General features: G+C 71.5%; 20 protein-coding genes. 10 read left to right on the top strand and 10 right to left on the bottom strand.

Annotation, left to right across the window (positions count from 1 at the left end; all coding sequences use genetic code 11):
* Both ilvD and ABZ911_RS29110 read right to left on the bottom strand, forming a co-directional pair.
* The gene (ilvD, locus tag ABZ911_RS29115; RefSeq protein ID WP_358062721.1) at window positions 1-1839 is read right to left on the bottom strand and encodes a dihydroxy-acid dehydratase; all 1839 of its coding nucleotides are present in this window, start codon (window positions 1837-1839) and stop codon (window positions 1-3) included.
* 98 nt (window positions 1840-1937) lie between these two features.
* Window positions 1938-2729: a thioesterase family protein gene (locus tag ABZ911_RS29110; RefSeq protein WP_358062718.1), complete on the bottom strand. Its 792-nt coding sequence runs from the start codon at window positions 2727-2729 to the stop codon at window positions 1938-1940.
* Window positions 2730-2775: 46 nt separating this feature from the next.
* Between ABZ911_RS29110 and ABZ911_RS29105 the strand changes: the two genes are divergently transcribed.
* Genes ABZ911_RS29105 through ABZ911_RS29095 form a run of 3 tightly spaced genes read left to right on the top strand, consistent with a single transcriptional unit; the run spans window position 2776 to window position 5197 of the window.
* Complete coding sequence (locus ABZ911_RS29105) at window positions 2776-3447, top strand: TetR/AcrR family transcriptional regulator (RefSeq protein WP_358062715.1); 672 nt, start codon at window positions 2776-2778, stop codon at window positions 3445-3447.
* A gap of 9 nt (window positions 3448-3456) precedes the next feature.
* On the top strand, window positions 3457-4404 hold the full coding sequence (locus tag ABZ911_RS29100) for a sigma-70 family RNA polymerase sigma factor (protein WP_358062712.1): 948 nt from the start codon (window positions 3457-3459) through the stop codon (window positions 4402-4404).
* Between the two features lie 25 nt (window positions 4405-4429).
* On the top strand, window positions 4430-5197 hold the full coding sequence (locus ABZ911_RS29095; protein WP_358062709.1) for an alpha/beta hydrolase: 768 nt from the start codon (window positions 4430-4432) through the stop codon (window positions 5195-5197).
* Here the strand turns inward: ABZ911_RS29095 and ABZ911_RS29090 are convergent.
* Window positions 5182-5958 carry a nuclease-related domain-containing protein gene (locus ABZ911_RS29090; RefSeq protein WP_358062706.1) on the bottom strand — a complete coding sequence of 259 codons (777 nt, stop codon included), beginning with the start codon at window positions 5956-5958 and terminating at the stop codon, window positions 5182-5184. The genes ABZ911_RS29095 and ABZ911_RS29090 overlap by 16 nt on opposite strands.
* Window positions 5959-6439: 481 nt before the next feature.
* Between ABZ911_RS29090 and ABZ911_RS29085 the strand changes: the two genes are divergently transcribed.
* The 3 genes from ABZ911_RS29085 to ABZ911_RS29075 all read left to right on the top strand — a co-directional run bounded on the left by ABZ911_RS29085 (window position 6440) and on the right by ABZ911_RS29075 (window position 7902).
* Window positions 6440-7135, top strand: a complete 696-nt coding sequence (locus tag ABZ911_RS29085) for a winged helix-turn-helix domain-containing protein (protein ID WP_358062703.1) — start codon at window positions 6440-6442, stop codon at window positions 7133-7135.
* Between the two features lie 112 nt (window positions 7136-7247).
* On the top strand, window positions 7248-7541 hold the full coding sequence (locus ABZ911_RS29080) for a hypothetical protein (RefSeq protein ID WP_358062700.1): 294 nt from the start codon (window positions 7248-7250) through the stop codon (window positions 7539-7541).
* A gap of 4 nt (window positions 7542-7545) precedes the next feature.
* Window positions 7546-7902 (top strand): TPM domain-containing protein, encoded by a 357-nt coding sequence (locus ABZ911_RS29075; protein WP_358062697.1) that lies wholly within the window; start codon window positions 7546-7548, stop codon window positions 7900-7902.
* Between the two features lie 23 nt (window positions 7903-7925).
* Here ABZ911_RS29075 and ABZ911_RS29070 read toward each other — a convergent pair whose 3' ends face one another.
* The 3 genes from ABZ911_RS29070 to pepN form a co-directional block, all read right to left on the bottom strand.
* Window positions 7926-8873, bottom strand: coding sequence for a hypothetical protein (locus tag ABZ911_RS29070; protein WP_358062695.1), 948 nt, complete (start codon window positions 8871-8873; stop codon window positions 7926-7928).
* Window positions 8874-8906: 33 nt separating this feature from the next.
* Window positions 8907-10190 (bottom strand): protein kinase, encoded by a 1284-nt coding sequence (locus tag ABZ911_RS29065; RefSeq protein ID WP_358062692.1) that lies wholly within the window; start codon window positions 10188-10190, stop codon window positions 8907-8909.
* A gap of 120 nt (window positions 10191-10310) precedes the next feature.
* Window positions 10311-12872, bottom strand: coding sequence for an aminopeptidase N (pepN, locus tag ABZ911_RS29060; protein WP_358062689.1), 2562 nt, complete (start codon window positions 12870-12872; stop codon window positions 10311-10313).
* A 144-nt stretch (window positions 12873-13016) separates the two neighbouring features.
* Here pepN and ABZ911_RS29055 point away from each other — a divergent pair, with 144 nt between their 5' ends.
* A complete protein-coding gene (locus tag ABZ911_RS29055; RefSeq protein ID WP_358062686.1) occupies window positions 13017-13637 on the top strand; it encodes a DsbA family protein in 621 nt (206 codons plus the stop codon).
* 132 nt (window positions 13638-13769) lie between these two features.
* Window positions 13770-15173 (top strand): aldehyde dehydrogenase family protein, encoded by a 1404-nt coding sequence (locus tag ABZ911_RS29050; protein WP_358062683.1) that lies wholly within the window; start codon window positions 13770-13772, stop codon window positions 15171-15173.
* A gap of 32 nt (window positions 15174-15205) precedes the next feature.
* On the opposite strand, the gene def is transcribed toward ABZ911_RS29050, so the two are convergent.
* Window positions 15206-15694, bottom strand: coding sequence for a peptide deformylase (gene def, locus ABZ911_RS29045; protein WP_358062680.1), 489 nt, complete (start codon window positions 15692-15694; stop codon window positions 15206-15208).
* A 98-nt stretch (window positions 15695-15792) separates the two neighbouring features.
* Between def and ABZ911_RS29040 the strand changes: the two genes are divergently transcribed.
* The gene (locus ABZ911_RS29040) at window positions 15793-16260 is read left to right on the top strand and encodes a ribose-5-phosphate isomerase (protein ID WP_358062677.1); all 468 of its coding nucleotides are present in this window, start codon (window positions 15793-15795) and stop codon (window positions 16258-16260) included.
* On the opposite strand, the gene ABZ911_RS29035 is transcribed toward ABZ911_RS29040, so the two are convergent.
* The gene (locus ABZ911_RS29035; RefSeq protein ID WP_358062674.1) at window positions 16257-16403 is read right to left on the bottom strand and encodes a hypothetical protein; all 147 of its coding nucleotides are present in this window, start codon (window positions 16401-16403) and stop codon (window positions 16257-16259) included. The genes ABZ911_RS29040 and ABZ911_RS29035 overlap by 4 nt on opposite strands.
* 15 nt (window positions 16404-16418) lie before the next feature.
* Window positions 16419-17648 (bottom strand): GNAT family N-acetyltransferase, encoded by a 1230-nt coding sequence (locus ABZ911_RS29030; protein ID WP_358062671.1) that lies wholly within the window; start codon window positions 17646-17648, stop codon window positions 16419-16421.
* A gap of 118 nt (window positions 17649-17766) precedes the next feature.
* On the opposite strand from ABZ911_RS29030, the gene ABZ911_RS29025 reads away from it, so the two are divergent.
* Window positions 17767-18882 carry a SpoIIE family protein phosphatase gene (locus tag ABZ911_RS29025; RefSeq protein WP_358062669.1) on the top strand — a complete coding sequence of 372 codons (1116 nt, stop codon included), beginning with the start codon at window positions 17767-17769 and terminating at the stop codon, window positions 18880-18882.
* 317 nt (window positions 18883-19199) lie between these two features.
* Here ABZ911_RS29025 and ABZ911_RS29020 read toward each other — a convergent pair whose 3' ends face one another.
* A complete protein-coding gene (locus ABZ911_RS29020) occupies window positions 19200-19805 on the bottom strand; it encodes a response regulator transcription factor (RefSeq protein WP_358062666.1) in 606 nt (201 codons plus the stop codon).
* Window positions 19806-19812 lie beyond the last annotated feature (7 nt).

Below are 19812 nucleotides of genomic sequence, written 5' to 3'. Positions count from 1 at the left end.
TCAGCGGGAGAGCTGGGAGAGGTCCCGGGAGGCGCCGGTGGAGGCGGATGTGGTCATCGCGGCGTAGGCCTGCAGGGCCACGCTGACCTGACGCTGGCGGTCGCGCGGCCGGTAGCCGCCCAGGTCGGCCAGCAGGCGCTCGCGGCGCGCGGCCAGCTCGGCCTCGGGGACGCGCAGCTCCAGCAGCCGGTTGGGGATGTCGATCTCGATCACGTCGCCGTCCTCGACCAGCGCGATCGCGCCGCCCTCGGCCGCCTCGGGGGAGGCGTGCCCGATGGACAGCCCCGAGGTGCCGCCGGAGAAGCGGCCGTCGGTGACCAGCGCGCAGACCTTGCCCAGGCCCTTGCCCTTGAGGAAGGAGGTCGGGTACAGCATCTCCTGCATGCCGGGACCGCCCTTCGGCCCCTCGTAGCGGATGACGACCACGTCGCCCTCCTTGACCCGGTTGTTGAGGATGCCCTCTACGGCGTCCTCCTGCGACTCGAAGACCACGGCGGGGCCGGTGAACTTCCAGATCGACTCGTCCACGCCGGCGGTCTTCACCACGGCGCCGTCGCGGGAGATGTTGCCGTACAGCACGGCCAGGCCGCCGTCGGCGGTGTAGGCGTGCTCGCGGTCGCGGATGCAGCCGTCGGCCCGGTCGACGTCGAGGGAGTCCCAGCGGGCCTCCTGCGAGTACGGCTTGACCGTGCGGATGTTGCCGGGGGCGGCGTGCCACAGCTCCACGGCCTCGGGCAGCACCTCGGGCGAGCACGGGTCCCACGAGGAGATCATCGAGGCCAGCGTGCCGCCGTTGACGGTGGTCACGTCACGGTGCAGCAGCCCGGCCCGGTCGAGCTCGCCCAGGATGCCGGGGATGCCGCCCGCGCGGTGCACGTCCTCGATGTGGTACTTGTTCGTCGCCGGGGCGACCTTGCACAGGCACGGCACCCGCAGCGAGATCTCGTTGATCTCCTTGAGCCCGAAGTCGACCTTGGCCTCGCGGGCCGCGGCCAGGATGTGCAGGATCGTGTTGGTCGAGCCGCCCATCGCCACGTCGAGCGTCATCGCGTTCTCGAACGCCTCACGGGTGGCGATCGACAGCGGCAGCACCGACTCGTCGTCGTCCTCGTAGTAGCGCTTGGTGATCTCGACGAGCTGGCGGCCGGCGTCCTGGTAGAGCTTCTTGCGCGCCTTGTGCGTGGCCAGGATGGTGCCGTTGCCGGGCAGTGCCAGGCCGATCGCCTCGGCCAGGCAGTTCATCGAGTTGGCGGTGAACATGCCGGAGCAGGAGCCGCAGGTGGGGCAGGCGTTCTCCTCCAACTCCAGCAGCTCGGCGTCGGACACGCTGTCGTCGGCGGCGGCGATCATCGGGTCGATCAGGTCGAGCTTCTTGCCGGGCGTCTTGCCCGCCTCCATCGGCCCGCCGGAGACGAAGACCGTGGGGATGTTGAGCCGCATCGCGGCCAGCAGCATGCCCGGCGTGATCTTGTCGCAGTTGGAGACGCAGATCAGCGCGTCGGCGCAGTGCGCCTGCACCATGTACTCGACCGCGTCGGCGATCAGCTCGCGGCTGGGCAGCGAGTACAGCATGCCGCCGTGGCCCATCGCGATGCCGTCGTCGACCGCGATCGTGTTGAACTCGCGCGGGATCGCCCCCGCCTCACGGATCGCCGCCGAGACCACGTCGCCCACGTCGCGCAGGTGGACGTGGCCGGGCACGAACTGGGTGAAGCTGTTGGCCACCGCGATGATGGGCTTGCCGAAGTCGCCGCCGGCTACACCGGTCGCCCGGAGCAGGGCCCGGGCTCCGGCCATGTTCCTGCCGTGAGTGACCGTACGAGACCTGAGGGCGGGCATGGTGTCTCTCCCATCGCTAGCGAGTCTTCACATGGTACGGGCAATCGCCCGGCAGATGAGACGCGATGTCCACGGCTCGGACATGGCTCGGAGATGGCTCAGGCGGGCAGCCGTACGCCCGCGAGCTGGGTGGCCTGGCCGACCAGGCGGCCCTTGGCGTCCCAGGCGTGCGCGACCTCGTCCATCCGGTCGCCGCCCACGTCGGTGGCCCGCATGCTGACCTTCACCGGCCCGGGGGCGGGCAGCCTGCGGAGGTAGGCGGAGAACTGGACGGTGGGCGCCCAGCCGGGCAGGCCCAGGTCGTAGGAGACGGGCGGCACCGGGTCGAGGGCCACCAGCAGCGAGAGCGGGTCCCAGTCGCTGCCGTCGGCCAGCCGCTGCCAGCCGGCGATGACGCCCCGCCTGGCGGGCGTGCCGAAGACGAAGCCGAGGTGCCCGGGATCCAGCCGCTGCTCGACCACCTCCATGAGCGGCACGGGGAAACCGGCGCCCGGCGCGTCGGGCGGCGTGCGGACGCACTCCTGCTCCTCCGGCAGCTCCACTGGCTCCAGGCCCGACCACCAGGCGTCGGACTCCTCCAGCCGGCCGAGCGTGATCAGCGCCTCCACGCACGGCCTGCCCTCCTGGGACATCCGCGCCCTGACCTGCACGGCCGTACGGCCGGCCCGCAGCGTCTCGACGAACACCTCGGCCGGGCCCGGGCTCGGCGACTCGACGAACGAGCCGCTGATCGCGGTCAGGTGCGGATGGCCGGCGCCGGCCTGCTCCACGGCGGCCCTGCCGAGCACCGCGAGCAGGTAGCCGCCGTGCAACTTGCCGCCCACGCTCCACTGGGCGTCGAGCACCGCGCCTTCGGCGGTGATCGTGGTGGCTTCCTCGAATGTCCCCATGAAGGTCAGATTGACACCGTCAACTTGACGGCGTCAACCTGTGTTCATGACGAGACGCACGCGCGCCAGGCCCGGCGACGGCCTGCTGCTGCGCGAGGAGATCCTGCGGGCGGCCGAGGACCTGCTGATCGAGGCGGGCACCGAGGAGGCGCTCACGCTGCGCGCCGTCGCCGCCCGGACCGGCGTGTCCACCCCCTCGGTCTACCTGCACTTCGCCGACAAGGACGCGCTCGTCGAGGCGGTCTGCCTGCGGGTATGGGACGAACTGGGCAGGCTGATCCGCGAGCAGTCGCACGGCGACCCGTTCCGGGCGCTGGGCCGGTGCGGGCGGGCCTACATCAGGTTCGCGCTCGGCCACCCGGTGCAGTACCGCGTGCTGATGATGCGCCCGGCCACGACCGAGGGCGTCCCGCCCGCCGCGGCCGCCTGCTTCGGCCACATGGTGGCCGTCGTGTCCGCCTGCGTGGAGACCGGCATCCTGCGCGGCGACCCCGAGACGCTCGCCCTGGGGCTGTGGAGCGCCGTGCACGGCTGCGCGTCGCTGCTCATCGCCCAGCCGTCCTTCCCGTGGCCCGACGACCTCGACGCGTTCGCCGACCAGTGCGTGCGGATGGCCGGCTTCGGCAGCGCGCTGCTGTCCCGGCTGCCCGAGCACCGGGTGCCCGCCGGGCGGGTGCTAGCCGCCGAACTCGACGCCCTGGCCGAGCGGGTCACCTAGCCTGGCGGGGTGAGCCGGCCGAACCTCGAACAGCACCGGGCAGAGCTGACCGGATACTGCTACCGCATGCTGGGCTCGGCCTTCGAGGCGGAGGACGCCGTCCAGGAGACCATGCTGCGCGCCTGGCGGAACCTCTCCCGCTACGACCCGGCCAGGGCGTCACCGCGGACCTGGCTCTTCCAGATCGCCACCAACATCTGCCTCGACATGCTCAAAGGCGCGAGGCGGCGGGCCCGCGCCATGGACCTCGGGCCCGCCTCCACGCTCGGCTCGGAGCTCGGCGCCCCCCTGCCCGAGCAGGCGTGGGTGCAGCCGGTCCCGGACGCGATGGTGCTGCCCGCCGGAGGCGACCCCGCCGAGGTGGCCGTGGCCAGGGAGACGGTCAGACTGGCGTTCGTGGCCGCGCTGCAGTGTCTGGCGCCGCGCCAGCGGGCCGTGCTGATCCTGCGCGACGTGCTGCGCTGGAGCGCGGCCGAGGCGGCCGGGCTGCTCGGCACCAGCGTGGCCGCGGTCAACAGCGCGCTGCAGCGGGCCAGGGCGGCGCTACCGGTGGCGGAGCCGTACCAGCCGATGGACGCGGAGCGGCGGGCGCTGCTGGAGCGGTACGTGGCGGCCTTCGAGCGCTACGACCTCGAGGCGCTCGTGGCCACGCTGCACGAGGACGCCACGATGTCGATGCCGCCCTTCTCCTGGTGGCTGCGCGGCCGGGAGCAGATCAGGGCCGCGCTCATCGGCTCGGCGGGGGCCTGCGAGCACTCGCGGCTGGTCCCGGTCCAGGCGAACGGCGGCCCCGCCTTCGGGCAGTACGACCGGCACGGCCGAGGGTTCGCCCTGGTGCTCGCCGAGGTGACGGACGGGCTCGTCAGCGGGATCACCACCTACCTCGCCGCCGACCGGTTGTTCCCGCTTTTCGGACTGCCGATGAGTTCGCCGCCCCCGCGTCGTATCCCCTCGTGACAGCCGAACTCCGAAGGGAACGACCATGGCCGACTATGTGGACCTCGACGGCGTGCGCACCTGGTACGGCGAGCGGGGGGAGGGCGAGCCGCTGGTGCTGATGCACGGCGGCTTCAGCGACTCCCGCGACTTCGCCGGCAACCTGGGCACGCTGGCCGACCGGTTCAGGGTCCTGACGCCCGAGCGGCGCGGGCACGGGCACACGCCCGACCACGACGGGCCCATCACGCACGACCTCATGGCGCAGGACATGATCGCCTTCATCGAGAAGGTGGCCGGCGGGCCGGCGCACCTGGCCGGATACAGCGACGGCGCCACCGTCGCGATGCTCGTCGCGCTGCGCCGCCCCGACCTGGTCCGCCGCCTCGTGCTGGTCAGCGGGGCCTACGATCTGAGCGGCTACCTCTTCGCGCCGCAGCCCGGCGGCGAGTTCCCCGAGCAGGTCGTGGCGGCCTACGCGGAGGTCTCACCCGACGGCCGGGAGCACTTCCCCGTCGTGGTCGCCAAGATGCTCGACCCGGACTCGGCCCCGCTCGGCCTGGACGAGGAGGCGCTGCGCGGCATCGGCGCGCTGACCCTGGTGATGTCCGGCGACGACGACCTCGTGCGCCTGGAGCACACGCTGTCGATCTACCGCGCGGTGCCGTCGTCGGAGCTGGCGATCGTGCCCGGCACCTCGCACGTGCTGCTGCACGAGGAGCCCGCGCTGGTCACCGAACTGGTCGCCGACTTCCTGACGACCGATCCGGCGCCCACCATCCTGCCGATCCGGCGGGGTCAGCCCTCGCCGTAACGGGCCGGCAGCACCTCGCTGGCGATCGCGTACAGGCGGTCGATCTCCTCGTCCGTCAGGGCCCGCTCCCGCTTGGTGATCCACTTGCGGGCGCGGCCGCCCTCGTAGACGTCCACGTCGCGGATCGTCATGATCTTCCAGGGCACCTGGGGGCCGTAGATGGCCAGCGACGGCACCACGGTGACGTCGCGGCCGTAGGCCTTGGACATCAGCTCGCTGGCCTGGCTGGCCTCCCAGCGGGCCTCGGTGAGCCGCGGCTTCATGTCGAACGGCCCGTGGAAGAGCTTCTTGCCGCTCTGCACGCGCACCGGCAGGCGCTTGTCCCACTTCTCCGAGTCGACCGCGTACACACCCGTCGGGCCGATCACCAGGTGGTCGATCTGGGCCTCGCTGTCGGGAATGGCGCGGGCGTGCAGAGTGCGGTAGCCGCTGCGCTCCAGCCGCTTCAACTGCGCCTCGGTACGGCGCTCGGCGACGGACGAGCGCCGCCAGGCGGGAACGGTCGAGTCCGATTTCGCGCGGTAGACCGCCTCGGCGATCGCCGCGAGCACCGCGGCCGTCACCCCGATGCGCCAGTTGTTCACCAGGAAGCCCACGACGACACCCGCCGCGAGCGCGACGATCAGGCGCGTGCGCCACCGGCGGAACCTGGGCTGCTGGAGCAGTTCACGCAGGGACGCGCGCTCGACGGGTGCGTACGTTGACGCGGGCACCGAGGGTTTGGCCGGTGGACGATCACCGTCGTCCGGCCTCTCACTCACCCAAATCGGTGACGTATCGTTACCGTCTTCTCGCTGCTGACCGGAGTCCACGTGACCCACCGTAGCTGAGGCGACAGGCGGTGCCTACTGCTGTCCGGTCCATAGTTTTATGGCCCATGTCACCGGATAGAGCGCCCGATTTCGGGGTATGGATTCCTTTCCTCGCTGGGCAATCGCGGCGAGTGGCGCAGATACATGCTCTCACCGCTCCGGACCAGGCGGAAGCCGTACGGCGCAGGCAAATCTCACCAGTTGAGATCATGCGCCACGACCTTGACCGGCTCGACTTGGCTTGGCCGACCGGGCAGTGAGATCCGTTCGACGGCCCACTGGACGGAGTGCCGATTCCGATCAAGGATCTGAAGCGCGTCCAGGGCGTGCGGATCACCTTTGGCCCGGTTACGTACAGTGACTGCGTTGCGGTGCCTCCTGGAGGCTTACAGGTGGCAGGCACCGGCGGCCAGGGCGTACAACCGTGTCCATGCGCACCGTTCTCATCCAGACCGACACGGCCGTCGCGACCGAACTGGCGCCCGGCGAGGTCGCCACGTTCGGCCGGGGGGCCGCCGACGCACCCGTCGACGTGGTGGTCGCCGACCGCGCCGTCTCCCGGCTCGCGGGCAGCGTCACAGCGGTCGAGGACTACTGGCTGATCTCCAACCTGAGCGACACCAGGACCTACGTCGTGGAGAACCCGGAGGGCGGCGGCGAGTTCGTCAAGGTGCCGCCGCTGCGCATGGGCATGCCGGTGCCGTTCGAGTTCTCCCGCGTCATCCTGCCCGCCGAACACGGCACCACCGGCTTCCTGGTCTTCGCCCCCGACCACGTGTACGGCACCCGCCCGGCCCGGAGCGGCTCCGGCCAGTCCACCATGGCCGTCTACCCGCTCGACCGCTCCGCGAAGTACTTCGTCATCCTCGTCGCCCTGTGCGAGCCGCGCCTGCGCGACCCGTCCAGCACGGTGGTGCCGACCGTCCCCCAGCTCATCGAGCGGCTGAACGGCCTCGACCTGACCAGGAGCGGGGTCAACTTCCACATCGACTACCTGGCCAGGACCAAGCTCAAGGTGAAGCAGGCCGACGAGGCGGGCAAGGCCGACTGGCAGCGGGCCGCGCTGATCTCACTGGCCCTGCGCTTCAACCTGGTCACCGACGACGACCTCAAACTCCTCGGCTGACGCGGCCGGCAGTCTTGCGGAGCACCCGATCACGGGCGGCGGGTGATCTTGGATTTCGACTCTCTGGCGACCAGGTCTGGCCGGACAGCCGAAGCGGGATTACGTTCGTGGTGTGGACAGCGCGCTGGAGATCCTGGGCTTCCTCATCGGTACGTCGTTCGGGCTGTTCCTGCTGATCAGCCTGCTGGTCCTGATGCCGGGACGGGGCGGCGACGGCGACGGCCCCGCCACAGGCGAGGTGTGGCTCGGCGGGCCCTCGCGCAGCGAGCACGGCGTCAGCACCGCGGGCCTCGTCCTGGCCGACCGGCGGGCGCCCTGGGCCACAGTCCCCGAGGTCGACTGGATCGCCGCCGCCGAGACGGCCGAACCCGGCGCCCGCGTCGGCGGCGCCTCAGCGGGATGGTGACGAGATGCGCACCCTGACCACCACGCAGGCCGACGACCTCAGAGCCGCGCTGCTGGGCGCCGAGCGCCGCAGCGGGCTGCGCTTCGCGGCGTTCCTCGGCCCGCCGGTGGGCGGCCGGCGGCACTTCGCCGAGCGCCTGCACGCGGCGCTGGGCGTCGAGTCGGCCGACGCGGTGCTGCTCTACATCGACGTCGCGGGCCGGGCCCTGGAGATCGTCACCGGAGAGAACGCCAGGCGGGTGCTGCCCGACGGGGCCTGCCGGCTGGTCGCGATGTCGATGGCCACCGCCTTCAGCGCCGGAGACCTGGTGGGCGGCCTCCTGTACGGCGTCAACACCCTGGCAGACCAGGCCCGGCGTTAGCTCCCCCTTCCCGTGAGCGGCTTTCAGGGAGCGAGCAGGCCCGCCACATGCGCGGCCACGTCGTGCAGCAGCGTGGACGGCTTCAGCGGCGCCGCGGCCACGGCGGAGAACAGCGAGGGCAGGCCGGGCAGCGGGAAGCCGTCGTCGGCCGACGCCATCGCGCCCACCTCGTTCTTGTCCAGCACCGCGCGGCTGCGCTCCCAGGCGTCCAGCACCTCCTCGGGGGAGGGCACGCCGAAGCCGTGGCCGACTGGGGCGGCGTGGCGGAGCCGTACCAGGGGGGTGTCGGCGAAGGCCAGGGCGGTGCGGGCGCGCACGTGGAGGTCGTCGCGGCTGCCGGGGGCGATCCAGTCCATCGCCGTGCACGGGTTGCGGCAGGTGGCCACGCAGACCGCGAAGGCGCCGGCGACCTGGCTGTGCTGGCGGTCGAAGTAGGCGCGCCAGCCCTCCGGCGGCTCCCCGGCGACCCGCAGCGTGCGGTTGGTGGCCGACTGCTCGGACTTGGTGTGGTCGCACTCGCGGTCGCCGATGACGCCGAAGCGGCTGCCGGGCGCGCTCAGCCCCTCGGGCCAGCGGGCCGGGTCACCGGCGTGCCCGAGGTGCGGCTCGAAGGCCAGCAGCGGAAGGTACTCGCTGGCGATGTGCACCGCGGCGATCATCGGGCTCAGCTCGCGCCGGTGCCACCGGATCGCGATGACCTCCATCAGCAGCTCGTAGGCGGGGCGCAGCGACTCCAGCGCGCCCCGCGGCTGCTCGCGCGGCGTCTGCGGCATGTGGCAGGCCCGCGCCCTCCTCCGCAGGTCGCTCGGGACGGACCGGGCCTCGGCCGCGAAATCCTCGGCGTCCAGCGACAGCAGCCGGTGGCCGAACTCGCAGACGTCGGCGATCTCCTGGGCCGGGGCGAGCGCGCCGAGATCGGCGAACGCGTGCCGGCGGGCCAGCGCGGTGAGCAGATCACGAGTCGTTTCCACGCGGCCACCCTCTCACGAGGGGCGCGCCGCCCCCTACTCGCAGGGAGCCTTGACGCAGACCTTGGTGGGCTGCTCAGCGGTGGGTTCCTCGCTCGGCGCGGGCTCCTGCGGGCCGGGGCTGGTCGGCTCGTGGGTGGGCTCAGGGTCCTTGGTGGGCTCCTTGGTCGGCTCGGCCGTCGGCGTCGCCGTGGCGGTCGGCTGGTGGGTGGCGGGCGGCGGCGTGGTCGGCGGCGCGACCGTGCGCGACGGCCTGCTCTTCACCGGCGCCGGCTGCGGCGGCCTGGCGTCCTGCTTGACCGGGGCGCGGCCGTCGGCCGTCGGCGTCTGGGAGGCGGCCGGCTCGGGGACGTCCTGCCGGGTGACGGTCTGCGCAGGCGGCTGCTGGGTCCACACCAGGGCCACGGCGGCCAGTGTGGCCAGGACCGCCGCCGAGGTGCTCAGCATCATGGCGAGGGCGCGGCGGCGCCGGCCCCGGGCGGCGGGCGCGGCCGGGGTGGCCAGAGCCTGCCCGGCCGCCTCCGCCATCGCTGCCGCCGACGGCCAGCGCCGGTCAGGGTCCTTCTCCAGGGCGCGCGCCACCACCTGGCGCGGCCCGCGCGGGATCTCCGGCGGCAGCGGCGGCACCGGCGTCTTCAGATGCTTGAAGATGATCTGGACGGGCGTCTCGCCCTCGAACGGCAGCCGCCCGCTCAGGCACTCGTAGGCGACCACGCCGAGCGCGTAGACGTCGACGGCGGGCGTGATGTTGCCCGCCGAGGCCTGCTCCGGCGCGCAGTACGCGGCCGAGCAGAGCACCATGCCGGTCGCGGTGAGCTGGCCCCCGGTGGCCGAGTGGGAGATGCCGAAGTCGGTGAGCGCGACGCTCCCGTCCGTCCTGATCATCAGGTTGGCGGGCTTGACGTCGCGGTGCACGATCCCCTGCGCGTGCGCCGCGGCCAGCGCCTCGGCCACCTCGGCGACCAGGCGCATGGCCGCTTCGGGCGCGAGCGGGGCGCGGCGCAGCAGCCGGTCGAGCGACTCGCCGTCGATGTACTCCATCACCAGGAAGCTGACCCGCCGCCCGTCCGCGATGGAGCAGTAGCCGTAGTCGTAGACGTCGACCACGCCCGGATGGGTGAGCGTCGCCATGGCCCGCGCCTCGTTCTGGAACCGCTGGGCGAAACGCGGATCCTCCATCAGGGCCGGCAGCAGCACCTTGACCGCGACCGTCCGGCCGAGCACGGTGTCGTCGGCGCGCCAGACCTCGCCCATGCCGCCTCCGCCGAGCAGGCTGGTCAAAAGGTAGCGGTCGTTGAGCGTGGTCCCGGATTCGAGCACGCCGCGAGGCTAACACCGCAGGCAGCGGCGCACGCGGGAACACGCGAAGGTCAGCCGAATATGGCCGCCGGGCACAGCAAGGCCCCCGCCGGAAAAACCGGCGGGGGCCCCGGAAAGCCGTCAGGAAGCGGCGTCCTTGGCGCGGTTCCGCAGCGCCCTGCTGACGCCGTCGGCGCCCTCCAGGATCATCCGGCGCAGCGCCTGCGGCGGCTGCTCGGCCGAGATGTAGTCCTGCGCCGCCGCGACCGTCTCCGGCTCGATCAGCAGCGACGGGAAGCAGCCCACGGCGAAGCCCTGCGCCACGTCGAAGGACCGCTCCTTGTAGATCCTGCCGACCTCGGCGAAGTACCGCTCCTTGTACGGCACCAGCAGCTCCGCGTGGTGCGGGTCCTGGAACCCGGCGATCGTGGTGCGGTAGACGGCGTTGGCCAGCTCCCCACCGGTGATCGCGGCCCACGCCGCGGCCTTGGCCTCGGCCGTCGGGATCGTCGCCCGGCACAGCGCCGCCGAGCGCTCGCCCGAGGCGGTGGCGTCGCGCTTCAGCTCGGCCTCGACGTCGGCCGCGCCGAGCACCTCGCCGGAGACCAGCGCACGGGTCAGCGTCCAGCGCAGGTCCGCGTCGACCGACAGCCCCTCGGGCACCGCGGTGCCGTCCAGGATGCCCTTGACGAAGGCCAGGTCCTCGGCCGAGGTGGCGGCCGAGCAGAAGGCGTTGAGGTAGGCGAGCTGGTGGTCGGAGCCGGGCTCCGCCGTACCGATCCAGGACCTGAGGGCCGAGGCGAGCGTCGCGAGGCCCTCGGGGCGCCAGGCCGGGTCGGCGTACTGCAGGACGGCCAGCGTCGCCTGCCGCAGCACCGCCTGCACCACCGTGATGTCCTTGACCGACGCCAGGCCGGAGACGACCAGCTTGACGTAGTCGCGGGTGGCCATCTCGGCGTCGCGGGTCATGTCCCAGGCGGCCGACCAGCACAGGGCGCGCGGCAGCGACTCGTCGAACGCGGCGATGCCGCCCTCGACGAGGGTGGCCAGCGAGCGCTCGTCCAGGCGGATCTTGGCGTAGGTGAGGTCGTCGTCGTTGAGCAGCACCAGGTCGGGCTGCTCGGCGCCGACCAGCTCGGCGACCTGGGTGCGCGCGCCGACCACGTCGAGCTCGACCCGCTTGGTGCGGGTGAGCACCCCGTCGGCCAGGGAGTACAGGCCGATGGCGATGCGGTGCGAGCGCAGCGTCGGGTAGTCGGCGGGGGCCTCCTGCAGCACCTCGAAGGAGGCGAAGCGGCCGTCGGCGACGGTGAAGGACGGGCGCAGCGTGTTGACCCAGGCGGTCTCCAGCCACTCCTTCGACCACGACGACAGGTCCCTGCCGCTGGTGCGCTCGAGCGCGGACAGCAGGTCCTTGAGCTCGGTGTTGCCCCAGGCGTGCTCGGCGAAGTAGTCGCGCACGCCGGCCAGGAAGTTGTCCAGCCCGACGTAGGCGACGAGCTGCTTGAGCACCGAGGCGCCCTTGGCGTACGTGATGCCGTCGAAGTTGACCTCGACCGCCTGCATGTCGGGGATGTCGGCGGCGATCGGGTGCGTCGAGGGGAGCTGGTCCTGGCGGTAGGCCCAGGACTTCTCCACGTTCGCGAAGGTGGTCCAGGCGCCCTTGCCCCAGCGGGTGGCCTCGGCCTGGCACAGCACCGACATGTAGGTGGCGAACGACTCGTTCAGCCACAGGTCGTCCCACCAGCGCATGGTGACCAGGTCACCGAACCACATGTGCGCCATCTCGTGCAGGATCGTCTCGGCACGGCGCTCGACGACCGCGTCGGTGACCCGGGAGCGGAAGACGTAGTCCTCCAGGAAGGTCACGCAGCCGGCGTTCTCCATCGCGCCGGCGTTGAACTCCGGCACGAACAGCTGGTCGTACTTGGTGAACGGGTAGCGGACGCCGAACACCTGGTGGAAGAAGTCGAAGCCCTGGCGGGTGACCTCCAGGATGTTGTCGGCGTCGAGGTGCTCGGCGAGCGAGGCGCGGCAGTAGATCCCGAGCGGGATGCCGTCGTGCTCGGAGGTCACCTTGTGGTACGGCCCCGCCACCAGCGCCGTGATGTAGGTGGAGATGACCGGGGTGGCCGGGAAGTGCCAGCGCCTGGCCGCGTCCAGCCGGCCGTGCCGTCCCGCGTGCTCCTCCAGCGCCTCTACGCTGTCGGCGGCGTCGTTGGAGACGACCTCCCAGTCGGCGGGCGCGAGCACGGTCAGCTCGAAGGTCGCCTTCAGGTCGGGCTGGTCGAAACAGGCGTACATCCGGTGGGCGTCGGCCGTCTCGAACTGGCTGTGCAGGTAGACCTTCTGGTCCACCGGGTCGACGAACCGGTGCAGGCCCTCGCCCGTCCGGGTGTAGCTGCAGTCCGCGTCCACGACCAGCTCGTTGCCGGCCGCGAGGCCCGGCAGCGGGAAGCGCCCGGTGGCCTCGTCGTAGGTCGCCACGTCGAGTTCGGCGCCGTTCAGCGTGACCGAGCGCACGTGCGCGCCGTGCAGGTCGATGAACGTGGACGCGCCGGGGGAGGCGCTGGTGAAGCGGACGGTCGTGACGCTCTCGAACCGGTCCGCGCCTTCCGTGAGGTCCAGTTGCACGTCGTACGACTCGACCGTCAACAGTCTTGCCCGCTCGCGAGCCTCGTCACGGGTCAGGTTGCCTGCCAAGCTCCGCTCCTTCTTCACCACTTCATCGGGGTTACCAGAATCCTGCCACTTCCTGGCAAACGGTTTTCGAGCTCCAGGAATAGGCATCGTCGCCGTCCAGGTTATGGCCCTCGGCAAGGTCACCACGTTGGAGGAGCCGCACACATGACTGAACGCATCCCGGTCGACCTCTGGTTCGATCCCTTCTGCCCCTTCGCCTGGATGACCTCCCGCTGGTTGCTGGAGGTGCAGAGGGTCCGCCCGATCGAGCCGCGCTGGCACGTCATGAGCCTCAACATGCTGAACGAGGGCAAGGACGTCCCCGCGGAGTACCGCGAGCTGATCGCCAGGGCGCTGGAGCCGGTCAGGGTGGTCGCCGCCGCCCAGGCCAAGTACGGCGACGAGGTCGTCGGGCCGCTCTACACCGAGATCGGCACCCGCCTGCACAACCGGGGCATGAGCCGGCACCTGGACCGGCTGGCGGAGACCATGACGGAGTCCCTGCGGGCGGCCGGGCTGGCGCCGGAGCTGACCGAGGCGATGCTCTCGGACGAGTACGACGACGCGATCCGCGAGTCGCACGACCGCGGTATCGGCCTGGTCGGCCAGGAGGTGGGCACACCGGTGATCGCGGTCGAGGGGGTCGCCTTCTTCGGTCCGGTGATCTCGCCCGCGCCCAAGGGCGAGGACGCGGGCCGGCTCTGGGACGGGGTGCGCATCGTGGCGGGCTTCGACGAGTTCTTCGAGCTCAAGCGGAGCCGTACCCGCGACCCGATCTTCGACTGACGGTCTACTGGATCTCGGACATCCGCCTCCAAGCGGGGCGCTTCGTCGTACCCTGCAGGGGGAAAGCGACAGCAACCCGCGCGATGCGCCGAACCCTCGCAATGTGACGGCAGGCGCGCAAGGATGGGTGACATGCGTCAGCTGTACATCGACGGGGCGTGGGTGGCCTCGGTCTCGGGGGAAGGCGTCGACGTCGTCAACCCCGCTTCGGAGGACCTCATCGACCGCGTCCCGGCCGGGGCCCCTGACGACGTGGAGGCGGCGGTGTCGGCCGCCCGCGCCGCCTTCCCCCACTGGTCGGGTACGGCTCCCGCCGAGCGCGCCAAGCTCCTCGACGCGGCGGCCGACCTGCTGAAGGAGCGGGCCGAGGAGATCGCCAGGCTGATCGCCACCGACATGGGCGCGCCGTACACCTTCGCGCTCAGGACGCAGACGCTGATGCCCGCCGGGGTGCTGGCCTCCTACGCCGAGCTCGCCGTGAGCCACCCCAGGGAGCGCACGGTCGGCAACTCGCTGGTGGTCAAGGAACCGGTGGGCGTGGTCGGCGCGATCAGCCCGTGGAACTACCCGCTGCACCAGATCATCTGCAAGGTCGCCCCGGCGCTGGCCGCGGGCTGCACGGTCGTGCTCAAGCCGAGCGAGGTGGCCCCGCTGGCCGCCTACGCGCTGGCCGAGATCTTCCACGAGGTGGGGCTGCCGCCGGGCGTCTTCAACCTGATCAGCGGCTACGGCCCGGTCGTCGGCGAGGCCCTCGCCTCGCACCCCGAGGTCGACATGATCTCCTTCACCGGCTCGACGCGGGCCGGCCGCAGGGTCTCCGCGCTCGCCTCGGAGACCGTCAAGCGGGTCGCGCTGGAGCTGGGCGGCAAGTCGGCCAGCATCGTCCTGCCCGACGCCGACCTGGAGGCCGCGGTGAAGGTGAGCGTGGCCCACGCGTTCATCAACTCGGGGCAGACCTGCTCGGCCTGGTCCCGCATGATCGTCCACCGCGACCAGTACGACACGGTCGTGGGCATGGCCGCCGAGGCCGCCCGCGGCTACACCGTCGGCGACCCCTTCGACGAAGGGAGCAGGCTCGGCCCGCTGGTGTCGGCGGCCCAGCGCGACCGGGTGGTGCGCTACATCAACCGCGGCCAGGAGGAGGGCGCCCGGCTGATCACCGGCGGCACCGACAACCCGCACGAACACGGCTTCTACGTCGAGCCGACCGTCTTCGCCGGAGTGGAGCCGGGGATGACGATCGAGCAGGAGGAGATCTTCGGCCCGGTCCTGTCGATCATCCCGTACGTCAACGAGGAGCAGGCGGTCAGGATCGCCGACGGCACCAGGTACGGCCTGGCCGGCGCGGTCTGGGCGGGCACCGAAGAGCACGCCGTGGCGGTGGCCAGACGGCTGCGCACCGGCCAGGTGTCGATCAACGGCGGCCGGTTCAACCCGAACGCCCCCTTCGGCGGCTACAAGCAGTCCGGTGTCGGCCGCGAACTCGGCGAGGCGGGCCTGGAGGAGTACCTGGAGGTCAAGTCCCTGCAGATGTAGGGGCTATGGCGGCCCAAGCGCGCCCTTCATCGTCAGGGAGTCTGCAGGAGGATCTTCCGGCGGGTCTCCTTGGCCAGGCGGTCGACGTACAGGGTGCCGTCGAGGTGGTCGGTCTCGTGCTGGAAGCAGCGGGCCAGCAGGCCGCGGGCCTTGAGCCGGACGGGCCTGCCCAGCCGGTCGAAGCCCGCCACGCTGACCCCGGCCGCTCGGGCGGTCGGCGCGTAGAGCGGCCTGCCCGTCTGGCGGCCGGGGACCGACAGGCAGCCCTCCTCGTCGAGGATCTCCGCGGCGTCGTCGACGGTCAGCACGGGGTTGACCACGTGGCCCTTGCGCCCGCTGCAGTCGTAGACGAACAGCCGCCGTGAGATGCCGATCTGGGGGCCGGCCAGGCCCACACCCTCGGCGGCGTACATCGCCTCGAACATCTCGTCGATCAGGCGGCGCAGGTCGCGGTCGAAGTCGGCGACCGGCTCGGCGGGCGTACGCAGGACAGGGTCACCGATCACGCGGATCTCACGCATGTACGTTCTTCTCCGGTAAGGACTGAGGAAGGTGGGCGGCACTTACTCTAGCCATGGCCGGGGTGCCACGAGCATGGAAGACCTGCGAAACTGGGCAGGTGCGCGTCTATATCGGTGCCGACCATGCCGGCTATGAGCTCAAGAACCACCTCGTCTCCTGGTTGAAGGAGCACGGCCACGAGGTGGAGGACTGCGGTCCGTTCGTCTACGACCCGGAGGACGACTATCCCGCCTTCGTACTGCGGGCCGCCGAAGGTGTCGCCGGAGACCCCGGCAGCCTCGGGGTGGTGATCGGCGGCTCCGGCAACGGCGAGCAGATCGCGGCCAACAAGGTGCGCGACATCCGCGCCGCCCTCGCCTGGAGCGACGACACGGCCAAGCTGGCCCGCGAGCACAACAACGCCAACGTGATCAGCGTGGGCGCGCGGATGCACCCGCAGGAGGACGCGACGCGGTTCGTCGAGCTCTTCCTGGCCACGCCGTTCTCCGGCGCCGAGCGGCACAGCCGCCGCATCGCCCAGCTCGCCGGCTACGAGACGATCGGACAGCTTCCGCCGCTGCCCTAGGGCTTGCGCTTCGGGTCGCGTTTGGGCGTCTCGTCGCGCAGGGGGCGGCGCTCGGCCGCCTCCTGCTGCTCGGGTGAGGGGCGTGACACGTCACGGGCTCTCATCGCCGTGATCGCGGTGATCTGCAAGCTCTGCAGTGCCATGCCCCCGACCCTACGTCAGAAGACCAGTCCCGCCCATGGTTTGACGGGCCACGACATGGCGGTGGCGAGCGAGGCCAGCGCGCCCGGCGCGTGCTCCCGGACGAGGCCCGCCGCGCCGATGGCCACCAGCGAGCCGCCGCCCAGGTAGGCCGCGCCCAGCGCGGCGACCGGCAGGGTCAGGTCGGGCTCCTGCTCGACCGGCTTGCACTCGGCCCCCGAGGTGTCGGCGGTCAGCCGCCATCGCCGCGCGTTCCACGGGCAGTACTCGTCGGTCACCTCGATCACCACGTCGACCGCCGAGGAGTACGCCCTGGCGGGCAGCGCCCGCTCCACGTCCACCACCCGGGCCCACAGGTCGTCGGCCCACCGGGCGCGCACCTGCCGGGGCTCGGCCAGCAACTGCAGCAGCGGGTCGTCCACCGGCCTGCCATAGGTGCGCACATTGGTGACCAGGTCGCGGTCCAGGACGCTGCGCCACAGCGCCGCGTAGGCGGCGGGGTCGGCCGCGTACAGCTCCGACAGGCGCAGCTCGCCGTCCGGCAGCCCGTGGTCGTTCCACGCGGACTTCACCCTGAACAGGGCGTAGCCCCTGATCCCGCCGTCATCCTCGGCGATCATGGAGCGCAGCGCGCCCGCGCCGCCCTGGTCGAACTCCTCGTCGGCCAGCACCCCGTCCCAGACGTGTTCGTTCCTGGCGTACATGCCGGGACGGCGCTCCACGATGCCGGCGTAGAGGCGCTGGTAGTCGGCGCGCGAATCGGCGGGTACGGCGACGCGCAGCCGGAGCGAGGGGTCGTGCGGGGCCTGCCGGACGAAGGCCGAGCCGTGCCGGGGGATGTGGAAGGAGAGTTCGTCGGCGGCTCTGCCGTACCCGAACCTGCCGTAGATGGCGGCCTCGGAGGCGTAGAGCGCGGCGACCGTCTCGCCGCGCTCGTGGATGTCGGCGAGCTGGCGGCGCATCAGGGAGGACAGGACGCCGCGCCTGCGGTGCGAGGGGAGCACGCTGACGGCGGTCACCCCCGCCACCGGGATGGGGCCGCCCGGCACGGTCATCGAGAAGGAGTGGATGCCGGTCACGCCGACGACGAGGTCGCCGTCATGGGCGGCGAGGGTACGGTCGAACTCGGTGTTCGCCTTGTACCGCTCGTTCTTGGCGGGCGGCAGGGTGGAATTGAAGCTCTCGGCCAGGACGCGGCTGAACGCCGGCCACTCGCTCTCGGAAACCGGACGGATGGGATACGTCATCGTTCCACGGTAGGAGGGGGCAAAGGGGTAAGGCCACCCAATATGCACGGTAGGTGATCAAGGCGTTGGTCAAGTGGGCTGCCCAAAGAGGGGATAGACCGATACAGTCAGGCGCATCATGAGTTCCCGTCCGGCGCCGCTGATCCCGCCACGGCTCCGTGCGTTCCTCGTGCGGGTGCCGTTTCTGGTGCCTGTCGTCAGATTCCTCCGCCGGGGGCCGCTGGCTCGTGACCGCAACCTCCTGATCACCCTGAGTGTGGCGTCGCTGGCGATCGGCGGCCTGGCCGCCCGGGTGTCCACCGAATGGTTCTCCCCCTCCCTGCTCGTCCTCGTCACCCTGGCCGGTGGCCTGCAGTTGCGGCTGCGCAGCCTGGCCAAGCTGCTGGGGGCCGTGCTGGTCGCCTTGGCCTACATTGGAGCGGTCCTGGGCGTCGCCAGCATCGGTGTCGGGCTCATGGTCACCATCGGTTTCACCACGGTCCTGGCCGTGCTCATGGCCCGTACCCGGGGCAAGCTCGGCGTGCAGGGCCTGCGCGGCGACGTGATGCTGCTGGAGTTGCGCGACCGGCTGAAGAGCCAGAGCGAGCTGCCCTCGATGCCCAAGGACTGGGGCGCCAAGGTGGTGCTCAAGCAGGCGGGCGGCTCCTCCTTCGGCGGCGACTTCCTGGTGTCCATGCGCGACGGCGACAATGTGGAGATCGCCCTGGTCGACGTCTCGGGCAAGGGTGTCGACGCGGGCACCAGGGCGCTGCTGCTGTCCGGCACGTTCGGCGGGCTGCTCGGCTCGGTCGAGGACTTCCTGCCCGCCTGCAACGCCTACCTGCACCGCCAGCGCGGCGACGAGGGCTTCGTCACCGCCGTGCACGTGCGCCTCAACCTGACCACCGGCGACTACACGATCACCTCGGCCGGCCACCCGCCGGTCGTCAAGCTGGACGCGGGCACCGGCAACTGGCAGATCGCCTCGGCCAAGGGCGTCGTCCTCGGCGTGGTGCCCGACCTGCACTGCGAGCCGGACAGCGGGGTCCTGCGCAAGGGTGACGCGCTGCTGCTCTACACCGACGGGCTGATCGAGCAGCCGGGCCGTGACATCGACGCCGGCCTCGACCGGCTGCTCGGCGAGGCCGAGCGGCTGCTGCCCTCCGGGTTCCGGGACGGGGCCCGCGCGCTGGTCAACTCGATGGCCTCGGGCCACAACGACGACTGCGCGCTGGTGCTCATCTGGCGCCCGTGACGGGATGCGGCATATCTCCAGGTCGGCCGCCCATGACAATCGACACGGATTCCCGCGTGAACCTCTCACGCGCAGGTCGTGGACAGGGTCACTGGCGGTGACGGGGGCGGGCTGAGATTCTCGATGCAGTCCAGCCTGGCAAATTCCGACGACCTAGGAAAAGGGGGATATTTCGTGGACGAGCGACAATGCGAATCCCGAAATATCGTATTCAGCTCCCGTGGATATTCGTCCACCGGGAAGGCCTCGGCCCCTATGTGATCTCGGGCCCCGGGGGAGCGGCGCGGCTCTCCCGGGACTCGGCTAGGCCCGTGGCGTCAGAGCCAGCCGGACGCGCTGGCGATGCGGACCGCGTCCAGGCGGTTGCGGGCGCCGGTCTTGCACATGATGCGCGACAGGTGATTGCGCACCGTGCCGACCGACAGGAACAGCTCGTCGGCGATCTCCGCCGACCTGGCCCCGCCCGCGGCGATCCGCAGCACCTCCAGCTCGCGCCGGGTCAGCGGATTGTCGGCCGACTCCAGCGCCGCCACCGCCAGCTCGGTGTCGACCACCCGGCGGCCCGCCGCGATGCCGCGCAACCCCTCGGCGAGCTGCTCGGGCGCCACGTCCAGGCTCATGAACCCCAGCGCGTGCGCGCCGAACGCGCGACGCACCTGTCCGGGACTGGGCTGGGCCGACAGGATGAGCGCCCGGCAGGCGGGCACCTCCTCGTACAGACGGGCGGCGGCTGACGGGCCGTCGAGTCCCGGAAGGTCGAAGTCGATGACCGCGGTGTCCGGCCGGTACGCCAGGGCCGCCGGAACGATGTCCGCACCGCTCCCCACCTCGGCCACGACCCGCAGGCCGGCCTCCGTGCCGAGCGACGCGACCAACCCCCTTCTGACCAGTGGCAGGTGCTCGGCAACCAGGATGCGGATCAAGACTTCC

The sequence above is a fragment of the Nonomuraea sp. NPDC046570 genome (assembly GCF_040645915.1).
In the GTDB taxonomy this organism is placed as follows: domain Bacteria; phylum Actinomycetota; class Actinomycetes; order Streptosporangiales; family Streptosporangiaceae; genus Nonomuraea.
The sequence above is the reverse complement of the archived record's forward strand: the minus strand, read 5'-3'. Positions and strand labels throughout refer to the sequence as shown.